Source organism: Streptomyces sp. NPDC002790, assembly GCF_040295505.1.
Taxonomy (GTDB): domain Bacteria; phylum Actinomycetota; class Actinomycetes; order Streptomycetales; family Streptomycetaceae; genus Streptomyces.
This window is the reverse complement of record NZ_JBEOVM010000032.1, coordinates 62,460-70,445: the sequence shown is the minus strand read 5'-3', so window position 1 is coordinate 70,445 and position 7,986 is coordinate 62,460. Positions and strand designations below refer to the sequence as shown.

The 7,986-nt window shown below is 71.7% G+C and carries 9 protein-coding genes; 5 read left to right on the top strand and 4 right to left on the bottom strand.

The genetic code is table 11. From position 1 onward, the window contains the following. Positions 1 to 109: 109 nt before the first annotated feature. Positions 110 to 907, bottom strand: coding sequence for a methyltransferase domain-containing protein (locus ABT004_RS17310; protein WP_351337207.1), 798 nt, complete (start codon positions 905 to 907; stop codon positions 110 to 112). A gap of 161 nt (positions 908 to 1,068) precedes the next feature. On the opposite strand from ABT004_RS17310, the gene ABT004_RS17305 reads away from it, so the two are divergent. Further along, positions 1,069 to 2,196 carry a magnesium and cobalt transport protein CorA gene (locus ABT004_RS17305; RefSeq protein ID WP_351337205.1) on the top strand — a complete coding sequence of 376 codons (1,128 nt, stop codon included), beginning with the start codon at positions 1,069 to 1,071 and terminating at the stop codon, positions 2,194 to 2,196. A gap of 27 nt (positions 2,197 to 2,223) precedes the next feature. Here the strand turns inward: ABT004_RS17305 and ABT004_RS17300 are convergent, their stop codons facing one another. Beyond that, positions 2,224 to 2,856 (bottom strand): nucleoside/nucleotide kinase family protein, encoded by a 633-nt coding sequence (locus ABT004_RS17300; RefSeq protein WP_351337202.1) that lies wholly within the window; start codon positions 2,854 to 2,856, stop codon positions 2,224 to 2,226. A 44-nt stretch (positions 2,857 to 2,900) separates the two neighbouring features. On the opposite strand from ABT004_RS17300, the gene ABT004_RS17295 reads away from it, so the two are divergent. The 3 genes from ABT004_RS17295 (at position 2,901) to ABT004_RS17285 (ending at position 5,957) form a co-directional block, all read left to right on the top strand. Continuing rightward, positions 2,901 to 3,767 carry a DUF2293 domain-containing protein gene (locus tag ABT004_RS17295; protein ID WP_451189509.1) on the top strand — a complete coding sequence of 289 codons (867 nt, stop codon included), beginning with the start codon at positions 2,901 to 2,903 and terminating at the stop codon, positions 3,765 to 3,767. 93 nt (positions 3,768 to 3,860) lie between these two features. Beyond that, positions 3,861 to 4,346 carry an anthrone oxygenase family protein gene (locus ABT004_RS17290; RefSeq protein WP_351337200.1) on the top strand — a complete coding sequence of 162 codons (486 nt, stop codon included), beginning with the start codon at positions 3,861 to 3,863 and terminating at the stop codon, positions 4,344 to 4,346. A gap of 78 nt (positions 4,347 to 4,424) precedes the next feature. Beyond that, the gene (locus ABT004_RS17285; RefSeq protein WP_351337197.1) at positions 4,425 to 5,957 is read left to right on the top strand and encodes a glutamate synthase subunit beta; all 1,533 of its coding nucleotides are present in this window, start codon (positions 4,425 to 4,427) and stop codon (positions 5,955 to 5,957) included. Between the two features lie 79 nt (positions 5,958 to 6,036). Here ABT004_RS17285 and ABT004_RS17280 read toward each other — a convergent pair whose 3' ends face one another. Next, entirely contained in the window at positions 6,037 to 6,309 is a 273-nt protein-coding gene (locus tag ABT004_RS17280; RefSeq protein WP_351337194.1) for a DUF397 domain-containing protein, read from the bottom strand. After that, entirely contained in the window at positions 6,310 to 7,179 is an 870-nt protein-coding gene (locus ABT004_RS17275; protein ID WP_351337192.1) for a Sco1979 family transcriptional regulator, read from the bottom strand. 299 nt (positions 7,180 to 7,478) lie between these two features. Between ABT004_RS17275 and ABT004_RS17270 the strand changes: the two genes are divergently transcribed. Next, positions 7,479 to 7,958 carry an ATP-binding protein gene (locus ABT004_RS17270; RefSeq protein ID WP_502966958.1) on the top strand — a complete coding sequence of 160 codons (480 nt, stop codon included), beginning with the start codon at positions 7,479 to 7,481 and terminating at the stop codon, positions 7,956 to 7,958. Positions 7,959 to 7,986: the final 28 nt, after the last annotated feature.

Here is a 7,986-nt window from a genome sequence, read left to right as displayed (position 1 = left end):
CTCCACGCGTGCGTGGAGCCACCATCCGGTCGGCTGGGGCAAATCAAGCCCCTGCGGCGATTGAGCAGCGGGGTCCGGGGCGGAGCCCCGAGCCCCGCCCCGGGCGAACCTACTTCCGCCCCCACGCCGAGATCAGCGGCGCCGTCGCCAGGTCCATGGTTCCGTCGGCCACATTCGCCAAGTGCTGGTCGATCTCGTCGTCCGTCGCCAGCCCCGCCGTCACGAGCTGCGACCGGATCTGCCCGACCGTCGCCGTCTCCAGCGCCGTACAGGCCGGCGAAGCCAGCGGAAAGTACGCGTCCGCCTCGACCTGGCCCAGGCCCGCCGCACGCAGCAGTCCGGGCAGCTTGCGGCCGTACGAGAGGTCGGCGCCGCGCTCCGCGAGCAGGGAACGGAAGCCGTGCCGCAGCCGGTTGGCCAGCTGCTGCGCGGGACCCGCCTCGTCCGGGCAGAGCAGGGGCTGGAGCGCGGGGTCGGCGTCCTCGATGACCAGCCGGCCGCCGGGGCGCAGCGCACGGATCATCGACGCCAACGCCCGCTCCCGGTCCGGGACATGGACCAGGACGAGCCGCGCGTGCACCAGGTCGAAGCTCTCCGCGGGCGGCTCGTCGACGCCGATGTCGTGGCGCCGCACCTCGACGGGCGTGCGGGGCGTCGCGGTCTGCCAGGACGTGTCGATGTCGGTGGCGAGGACCCGGCCGGTCGGGCCGACCTTCCGCGCGAGCCACGAGACCACCGACGTGCCCCCGGCCCCGACCTCCCAGCAGCGCCAGCCGGAACCGATGCCGAGACGCTCGATGTGCCGGAACGTCGTGGGGTCGAAGAGGACCGAGAAGGCGTCGAAGCGCCGCCCCGCCTCGGGCTGCTGGTTGTCGAGGAGGTACGCGTGGTCGCCTGATCGCATCATGAACCGATCATCCCAGCCCAATCGTTGGATACGGGACATTGCACAGCGGAGCGGAGCCTTCCGTTCCCCCAGGGGTGGACGCGCTGTCGGTGGCCGCTGGCAGACTGGCCACCAAGTCATCTTCGCGACGGAGAGCGGAGGGAAATCGGGAGGGGCCGAGCATGTCGATGGCGGGCAATCTGCGGAAGGTCGGCGGTCTGCGCAGGGTGGGCGGCCTGCGCAGAGTCGCACGGCTCGCGCGGCGCACGCCCAAGGTCGACCTGAGCCACCCGGCGCGCTCCCCGCTGGGCTCCGCGGTGGTGAACTGCGTGACCTATCGGGAGGGCGTGCGCGAGTCGGGCGGCAGCGATCTCGTCGAGTCGGTCCGCGCGGTGCGCAAGGCGGCGGACGGGTTCGTCTGGCTGGGGCTGCACGAGCCGTCGGAGCTGGAGTTCGCGGGCATCGCCGAGCTGTTCGACCTGCACCCCTTGGCCGTCGAGGACGCGGTGCACGCGCACCAGCGGCCCAAGGTGGAGCGGTACGGACAGACGCTCTTCGCGGTGCTGAAGACGGTCTGCTACGTCGACCACGCGGAGCTCACCGCGACCAGTGAGGTGGTGGACACCGGCGAGATCATGGTGTTCCTCGGCCAGGACTTCGTGATCACGGTGCGGCACGGCCGGCACGGCTCGCTCGGTCCCGTGCGCGAGCGCATCGAGGCGGACACGGAGCAGTTGGCCAAGGGCCCGGCGGCGGTGCTGCACGCGATCGCGGACAGCGTCGTCGACGACTATCTGACGGTGATCGACGAGGTCCAGGCGGACATCGACGAGGTCGAGGCGGACGTCTTCGCGCCGAACGGCGCGAAGGCCGACCCCGGCCGGATCTATCAACTCAAGCGTGAGCTGCTCGAGTTGAAGCGGGCCGTGGTGCCGCTGTCCCGGCCGATACAGGAGCTTTCGGGGCGCCCCTTTCCCGCCGTGCCGCCCGAGATACAGGCGTACTTCCGCGACGTCTCGGACCACTTGCTGCGGGCGGCGGAGCAGATAGCGGCCTTCGACGAACTGCTCAACTCGATCCTGCAGGCCCATCTGGCGCAGGTGACGGTCGCGCAGAACGAGGACATGCGCAAGATCACCGCGTGGGCCGCCATCGTGGCCGTGCCGACGATGGGCTGCGGCGTCTACGGCATGAACTTCGAGAACATGCCGGAGCTGCACTGGCGGTTCGGCTACCCGCTGATGATGTCCGTGATAGCGGTGATCTGTTTCGTGGTGTACCGGGGGTTCAAGCGCAACGGCTGGCTGTGAGCCGCGGGGTCGCGCGGGGCGGAGCGGTCACCCGCTCCACGCCGGGTGCCGCGGGTCGTCCGCGCGGATGACGACGTCGGCGCTCGCCGCGGGGCCGGTCTCGGAGGCGTAGCGCTCGAAGGCCGGGAGCGTCCACTGCTCGGACTCGGGGGTGCGACGCCGCAGCGCGCCCTGCGACAGGCTCACGTGCACGGTCAGGTCGAAGGGGAACCAGTGGTGCAGCAGCAGCGGGCCGTGCATCAGCAGCACGCCACCGGGAGGGAGTTGGACGTAGCCGCTGCGGGTCGCCCGGTCCGTGACTGGGTCCCACAGGTCGGGCAGGACGCGGCCCGTGCCGTCCGGTTCGAGCGGTCCGAACACCTCCCGCCACAGGGCACCCGTGTCGAACCAGCCGCTGTAGTACGCCTCGACGTCCCGGTGCCCGTACTCGAACCGGAGTGAGGCCGGGCGCAGAAAGCCCTCGGTGCCGACCGTGAGCGAAGACCGGCCGCGGGTGCGCAGGGCCTCGGAGACGAGCGCCGCGAGTTCGCCGGTGCGGGCGGCCGGCGCTCCGTCGAGGGCGACCTTCGGCCACGGGCCGCCGTCCGCCGGCTTCAGGTCGAGCAGCCGCTCGGCGAGGGCCTCGCCGAGCCGTTCCCAGGTGATCGCTTCGAGTCGCACGCACTCCATGATGCAGGGCACCCCGGGGCGGGCATCACGCCCGTATGACCAGAGCCACCCCGCCTCGGTCCGGAGCCGCCACATCTTGGGCCGGAGCCACCCCGCCTCGGACCGCAGCCGCCCCACCGCCGACCGGATCCGCCCCACCGCCGACGGGATCCGCCTCACCGCCTGCCGAAGCCGCCCCACGCAGCCCGCTCAGCCCGCTCGTCTTTCAGCCGGTCAAGCGCAAGTGGTGCGGCGCCTGTCGCCGGGGGCCGCTCGGGCTCCTGACGCTGGAGGGTGGGCAGCCCCGCTGTCTGGGCTGCGCCGACCTGGGGCACCTCGTGTTCCTGGCGCGCGGGGACACGGCACTGACCCGTAGGGCACGCGAGGAGAGCGCGCTCTCGGCCGTCGTCGTGCGCTTCCACCGGAGGCGCGGGCGGTACGAGCGGCAGGGCGTGCTCGTCGAGGAGTCGGCGCTCGCGCGGGCCGAGGCGCGCTGCCTGGCGGACGCGGAGGCGCGGGCCCGGCGGCGGGTGCGGGACGCGGCGCGGCGGGCGGCGCAGGACGAGGTGTTCGTGGCGGAGTTCGCGGCGCGGATCCGGCGGCTGTTTCCCGGTTGCCCCGAGGCCCGGGCGGCGGCGATCGCCGGGCATGCCGGGGCGCGCGGGAGCGGGCGGGTGGGCCGGAGCGCGGCGGGGCGGGCGTTGTCCGAGGGTGCGGTCACGGCCGCGGTGCGGGCTGCCGTGCGCCATGTGGACACGCCCTACGACCGCTTCCTGATGGAGGGCGTACCCCGGAGGGAGGCGCGGGCACGGGTGGCCGAGGCCGTGGCGGCGGTCCTGGACGAGTGGCAGGGGCCGGCTCCCACCCCCTCCGCCACGGCCACCACACTCATCACACCCACCGCATCCGACGCACTTCACTGAATCGCCACAACCGGCACCGTTCGCTCAACGTAATCGAGAAATCACTGTCCACAACCGACAAACTGCGGCATGATCCGTCTTGATGGGGGGCTCATGATCGAAGGTCCGTATTTCGTGCTGGTCGTGCTGGGGGCGGTCTGGTGCGGGGTGAGCGCGGGGGTGTTCGTCGCGTTCTCCACGTTCGTGATGCGCGGACTGGGCGCGCTGCCCGCCGCGCAGGGGATCGCCGCGATGAACGCCGTCAACGTCGCCGCTCTCGCACCGCCGTTCATGGTCGTCTTCCTCGGCGCGGCGGTGCTGTGCGCGGTGATCGCGGTGGTGACGTTCGTGCTCTGGCCCGACGCGGGCACCGTCGAGCTGCTGCTCGGCTGCGCGCTGTACCTGGCGGGCTCCTTCGGCGTCACGGTCCTGGCGAACGTGCCGCGCAACGCGGCGCTCGCGGGGCTCTCCGGCGACGAGGAGTCCGAGAAAAGCGCCGCGCAGTGGCGGACGTATCTCGTCGAGTGGGGGCGGTGGAACCACGTGAGGGCCGCGACGGGAGCCGCCGCCTCGCTGCTGTTCGTCCTTGCCCTGACGTGAGCCGGGGCGGCCCGCGCCCACCCGACGTATCGTGACAAAAAGAGCCAGAGCCAGCAGTCACGGCGTAGGGAGACGGCCATGGCCGACCCCAAGGGCTTCCTCACCACGTCCCGGCAGGAGGCGCCGCGCCGCCCGGTCGGCGAGCGGGTCCGCGACTGGGACGAGGTGTACGTCCCCGGCGGCCTGCTGCCGATCATCGAAGCGCAGGCCGACCGCTGCATGGACTGCGGGATCCCGTTCTGCCACGAGGCGTGCCCACTGGGGAACCTGATCCCCGAGTGGAACGACCTGGTCTCGCGGGACGACTGGCGGGCGGCGAGCGAGCGCCTGCACGCCACGAACAACTTCCCGGAGTTCACCGGCCGGCTGTGCCCGGCCCCCTGCGAGGCGGGCTGCGTCCTCGCCATCAACCAGCCGGCCGTCACCATCAAGAACGTAGAGGTCGCCATCGCCGACCGGGCCTGGGACGAGGGTCTCGTGACCGCGCAGCCGCCCGATCGGCACAGCGGCCTGACCGTCGCCGTCGTCGGCTCGGGCCCCGCCGGGCTCGCGGCCGCGCAACAGCTGACGCGGGCCGGGCACACGGTCGCCGTGTACGAGCGGGACGAGCGGCCGGGCGGGCTGCTGCGCTACGGGATCCCCGCGTTCAAGATGGAGAAGCGCCAACTGGACCGCCGCCTCGACCAGTTGACCAAGGAAGGCGTGCGGTTCCGTACGTCGACGGAGATCGGCCGGGAGCTGGCAGCGGCAGACCTGCGCGCGCGTCACGACGCCGTGGTGATCGCCACGGGAGCCACACAATGGCGCGAACTGGACGTCCCCGGCCGGGAGTTGACCGGCGTCGAGCAGGCGATGGAGTACCTGCCGTGGGCCAACCGCACCTACGACAACGAGAACAAGAACGAGACGAGCACACCCCTCAACACGCCACCGGAGACGCAAGCGTCACCGCTCACCGCCACCGGCAAGCACGTCGTCATCGTCGGCGGCGGTGACACCGGCGCCGACTGCCTGGGCACGGCGGTGCGCGAACAGGCCGCGTCCGTCACACAGTTGGACATCTACGACAGGCCGGGCGAGGCGCGCGACGAGGACGCCGAGCCCTGGCCGACGTACCCGAAGCTGTACCGGCTCTCCGCCGCGCACGAGGAGGCCGGTGAGCTGCGCACCGCCCCGGCGGCCGACGCGGACGCCCGGCTCTTCGCCGCCTCCACGCTGCACTTCACGGGGGATGCCGCGGGGCATGTGCGTGCGCTGCACCTCGTGGAGGTGGACGCGGCGCGCCGGCCACTGCCGGGCACGGGGCGGACACTGCCCGCCGACCTCGTGCTGCTCGCGCTCGGTTTCCACGGGCCGGAGCGTCAACCCGGCGGCCTCATCGACCAGTTGGGCCTCGGCGTCGACGAGCGGGGCCGTCTCGCGCGGGACCCCGCCTTCTCGACGGGCGTGCCCGGCGTGTTCGTCGCGGGCGACGCGGGGCGCGGCGCTTCGCTCGTGGTGTGGGCGATCGCCGAGGGAAGGGCGGCGGCCGCCGCGGTCGACCGCTGGCTCACGGGGCACACGCGACTGCCGGAGCCGATCGGTGCGCACGACCGCCCGATGACCGTCTGAACGGCCGGGACCGCCCGCCCGAAATCGAACGATCCGCGGCGCGTCACGACGACAGAAAACGTCACGACGGCAGAAAGCGTCACGACAGCAGAAAGTCCGCGGCCCCCGTCTTCGCTCCTTCGATGAACGCGGTGATCTCACCGATGGTGTAGATCAGCGCGGGCCCGTCCGGATCCGACGACTGACGTACGGCGACGCGCCCGTCGGCCAGCTTCATGGCTTCGAGGCAGTTGCCTCCGTTGCCGCCACTCCACGGCTTGTGCCAGCCTTCGCTGCCGAGCTCGCGCGCGGGCATGCCGTTGTAGATCGGCTCGCCGTCGACGCCTCGTATTCGGTCCTTGATCGAGTCCATTCACAGCTCCTTGCGGAGATCGCGGAGGATCTCCTTTGTGCGTTGCGCCGTCGCGGCATGCGCCGCCATGCGGTCCATGACTTCGAGGTGGGTGGCCACTTCGGGGCGCGCGTCGAGGTAGACCGCGCCTGTCAGGTACTCGCTGTAGACCATGTCCGGCAGTTCTGACATGGCAAATCGGAACAGGACGAAGGGGCCGTACGTGCCCGGGTGCGGGCCCGCGGCGAACTCCGCGACCTGAAGCGTCACGTTCGGCAGCTCCATCGCTTCGAGCAGCCGGTCGATCTGGGCGCGCATCACGTCCACGCCACCGACCGGGCGGCGCAGGGCGGTCTCGTCCATCACGACCCAGAGGCGGGGGGCGTCCTCGCGGGTGAGCAGGGCCTGGCGCCGCACCCGCAGGGCGACGTGCCGTTCGACGACGTCCGGGTCCTCGGCGAGCGTCCGCCCTATCGCGCCGGAATCCAGCACCCCGCGCGCGTAGTCCTCGGTCTGCAGCAGGCCGGGCACGAAGTGCGGGTCGTACGACCTGATGAGCTGGGCCGCGCCCTCCAGACTCACGTACATGGAGAACCAGCCGGGGAGGATGTCGTGGTACCGCTGCCACCAGCCCGGCTTGTTCGCCTCCTCCGCGAGGTGCACGAAGGACGTGGTCTCTTCGTCCGCGACGCCGTAGGCCTTCAGGAGCAGCTGGACGTACGGGATCCGCAGTGAGACCTCGGCGGTTTCCATGCGGCGGATCGTCGCGGCGGTCACGCGGAGTACTTTCGCGGCCTCCTCGCGCTTGAGCCCGGCGCCCTCGCGAAGGTCCTGCAGCCGGCGGCCGAGAACGACCTGGCCGACCGTCGGCGCGGACCGAGGTTCGCTCACGCCCCCTACCTCCCAGTAGTTCCAATGTCTGAATCCCGCCACTTTCCATCGCGGGAAAAGGTCCGAAAGACGTCCCTCACCGGCCGTTTCCCAGCGATTCGACCCCAATGGGGGCCGTGTGGCGCACTGCTGCGAGCAGTCTGCCATGCCCGCTCCACACGGCATACGCCACTCTGCACTTTTCAGAGTGGCTCTTGCCAAGTGTTCATGGCGGGGAGATAGTGGCAAGCGTGACTCCGTCTGCGCCTTTAGGAACAGAAGTCGGCGAAACTACGTTCGGTGACCGTTCGGGTACCCCGATAGGGGCTCACCCGTCGGCGACCCGTCGCAGCAGTTTCGAACTGGCTCCCCACCCGGGCTCCGCCGCTCAGGCCCGGCGCGTGACGCGTACCCACCTCAGTGCGTGGGGCGCGTGCGAGGACACCTGTGACGCGGCGGCCCTCGTCGTGTCCGAACTGGTCACGAACGCGATCGTGCACACCGCGAGCCGGCGCATCCACTGCGAGCTCCGCGAGCTGCGCGACGACTCGGGCGACCGGCTGCGCATAGCGGTCAGGGACGAGGGCTGCATCCCCGGTGACGCCCTCGCGGGCCGCGTCGCGCCCGAGGAGGAGCACGGCAGAGGACTCCTCCTCGTGGCCGCGGTCGCCACGGCGTGGGGCGCCCAGGAGACCGGCCCCGGCCTCCTCGTCTGGGCCGAACTGCCCCGCGACGAACTGGACCCGCGGGCGCCGGGCCCCGTCCCCGGCGCATCGGACGGCGCCGGATGGGCCTGGTGAACGCCCGCCCCTGCCGGACGGCGGGCGG

Excerpts from the sequence above, each read along its gene's own strand:
- ABT004_RS17310 (WP_351337207.1), bottom strand. The coding sequence starts at position 907 with ATGATGCGATCAGGCGACCACGCGTACCTCCTCGACAACCAGCAGCCC.
- ABT004_RS17305 (WP_351337205.1), top strand. The coding sequence starts at position 1,069 with ATGTCGATGGCGGGCAATCTGCGGAAGGTCGGCGGTCTGCGCAGGGTG.
- ABT004_RS17295 (WP_451189509.1), top strand. The coding sequence starts at position 2,901 with ATGACCAGAGCCACCCCGCCTCGGTCCGGAGCCGCCACATCTTGGGCC.
- ABT004_RS17290 (WP_351337200.1), top strand. The coding sequence starts at position 3,861 with ATGATCGAAGGTCCGTATTTCGTGCTGGTCGTGCTGGGGGCGGTCTGG.
- ABT004_RS17285 (WP_351337197.1), top strand. The coding sequence starts at position 4,425 with ATGGCCGACCCCAAGGGCTTCCTCACCACGTCCCGGCAGGAGGCGCCG.
- ABT004_RS17280 (WP_351337194.1), bottom strand. The coding sequence starts at position 6,309 with ATGGACTCGATCAAGGACCGAATACGAGGCGTCGACGGCGAGCCGATC.